This is a genomic window from Streptomyces sp. NPDC001156, from assembly GCF_053598275.1.
Genome location: NZ_JBSFJX010000460.1, coordinates 1 through 2,321 on the forward strand (window position 1 = coordinate 1; position 2,321 = coordinate 2,321).

Genomic DNA, 2,321 nt, shown 5'->3' on the forward strand with positions numbered 1-2,321 from the left:
TCAGGATGATGGTGGTAATCCTGAATCTAGATGTCCTTCATCATCCATCGTTCGGAGGAACCATGTCCGAGACCTACGACCCCCGCCGGACGGCGGTTTTGCTGGTCGACCCCTTCAATGACTTCATCTCCGAGGGCGGCAAGGTGTGGCCGCATTTGGAACCGGTGGCGACCGAGGTCGGTCTGCTGGACCATCTGCGCTCCGTGATCGCCTCGGCCCGGGAAGCCGGTGTGCGCGTGGTGTTCGTCCCGCACCGCCGCTGGGAGCCGGGGGACTACGACTTTTGGGACCACCCGAACCCCTCACAGCGCAAGATCCAGCAGATGCACCACTTCGCCAGGGGCTCCTGGGGCGGGGAGTTCCACCCCGACTTCCAGCCGCAGCCGGGCGAGGTCGTCGCCCAGGAGCACTGGGGATCGAGCGGGTTCGCCAACACCGACCTGGACATGCAGCTCAAGCAGCACGGCATCACCCACGTGGCGATCGTGGGCCTGCTGGCCAACACCTGCATCGAGGCCACCGCGCGTTTCGCCATGGAGCTGGGCTACCACGTGACGCTGGTCCGTGACGCCACCGCGGCCCTCCGCCCCGAGATGATGCACGCCGCTCACGAACTGAACGGCCCCACCTACGCCCACGCCATCGTCACCACCGACGAGCTCACCACCGCGTTCGAGGAGGCTCGGGCATGACACTGACCGGAGAGCTGCTGATCGGAGCGGCCCAGGTGCCCGCCACCGCGGGCACGATGAAGGCGCTCAACCCCGCCACCGGGGAGTACGTGGAGCCGGAGTTCGCCTTCGGCGGCGTGGCCGAGGTCGACCGGGCCCTGCGCCTGGCCGACGAGGCCTTCGACAGCTACAGCCACACCGCTCTGGCCGAGCGGGCCGCGTTCCTCGACCTCGTCGCGGACAAGCTCGAGGCGGTCAAGGACGAACTCGCCGCACGTACCTCGCTGGAGACCGGGCTGCCCGCCGCCCAGTTCGAGGGGGAGACCCTGAGGACCGCGGCGAACTTCCGCAGGTTCGCCACCGTTGTGCGTCAGGGCCGGTTCCTCCAGGCGGCCGTCGATCCCGCCCAGCCGGACCGGCAGCCCGCACCGCGCATGGACCACCGGTTGCAGAAGGTGGCCCTCGGACCCGTCGTGATCTTCGGCGCGAGCAACTTCCCGATCTCCTACTCGGTCGCGGGCGGCGACACCGCCTCGGCCCTGGCCGCCGGCTGCCCCGTCGTCCTCAAGGCGCACAACGCCCACCCCGGTTCCTCCGAGATCCAGGGCCGCGCCATCCAGCGGGCCGTCGCCGAAGCGGGACTGCACGACGGCGTCTTCTCGCTGATCCGGGGCGCCGGCAACGAGATCGGCGAGGCGCTGGTGGACCACCCGCTGGTGCGGGCGGTCACCTTCACCGGGTCCCAGGGCGGCGGCATGGCCCTGTACCGCAGGGCCCAGCAGCGTCCCGACCCCATCCCCGTGTTCACCGAGATGACCAGCGTCAACCCGACCTTCGTCCTGCCGGCCGCGCTGGCGGCCCGCGGCGCGCAGATCGGCGCCGGCCTTGCCCAGCGCGCGCAGTACAACGTCGGGCAGGCCTGCCTGAAGCCGGCCGTCCTCCTGGCCGTCGACGGGCCGGGCTTCGCGGAACTGCGGGACGCGGCGAGGGCCGAGGTGGACAAGACCGCCGCGCGGACCATGCTCACGCCCGGCATCCACGACGCCTACACGGGCAACGTACGGCGGATGCAGGACAGCGGCGCCATCCGGATCGGCGCCGGAGCGGCCCCGACCGCCGCATGGCAGGGCCAGTCCCTGCTCCACGAGGTCACCGGTGAACAACTGCTGTCCCAACCGGCCCTGCGCGAGGAGGTCTTCGGCCCCTCCATCCTGCTGGTCCACCTGACCGACCTGCACCAACTACAGGAAGCCGCCCGCGTCTTCAGGGGGCAGCTGTCGGCCACCGTCCACGCCGAAGTGAGCGACCATACCGCCGCCGCAGAGCTCCTGCCGATCCTGGAACGCCGCACCGGCCGCATCGTGTTCAACGCCTACTCCATCCCGCAGGAGGCGACCTACGCCTCCGTCCACACAGGCCCGTTCCCGGCCACCTCCGACAGTCGCTTCACCTCCGTCGGGATGAGCGCGATCGAGCGATTCCTGCGTCCGGTCACCTACCAGAACTTCCCCGACGAGCTGCTGCCCGAGCCGCTGCGCAAGGCCAACCCACTGCACCTGTGGCGCCTCGTCGACGGCGAACTCACCCGCGACTGACGCCCACCGCCCTCGCCTCACAGGGGCCCCCTTCGCCTCACCGCGGCCCCTGCTC

Annotated in this window: 2 protein-coding genes; both read left to right on the forward strand. The window is 70.3% G+C overall.

Annotation, left to right across the window (positions count from 1 at the left end):
• Positions 1-62 precede the first annotated feature (62 nt).
• Positions 63-692, forward strand: coding sequence for an isochorismatase family cysteine hydrolase (locus tag ACWDA7_RS52135; RefSeq protein ID WP_450615160.1), 630 nt, complete (start codon positions 63-65; stop codon positions 690-692).
• Positions 689-2,266 (forward strand): aldehyde dehydrogenase (NADP(+)), encoded by a 1,578-nt coding sequence (locus ACWDA7_RS52140; RefSeq protein ID WP_450615162.1) that lies wholly within the window; start codon positions 689-691, stop codon positions 2,264-2,266. The genes ACWDA7_RS52135 and ACWDA7_RS52140 overlap by 4 nt, the downstream gene beginning before the upstream one ends.
• Positions 2,267-2,321: the final 55 nt, after the last annotated feature.

What these genes read in the sequence shown, in the direction of transcription:
- ACWDA7_RS52135 (WP_450615160.1), top strand. Translation starts at nt 63, where the DNA reads ATGTCCGAGACCTACGACCCCCGCCGGACGGCGGTTTTGCTGGTCGAC.
- ACWDA7_RS52140 (WP_450615162.1), top strand. Translation starts at nt 689, where the DNA reads ATGACACTGACCGGAGAGCTGCTGATCGGAGCGGCCCAGGTGCCCGCC.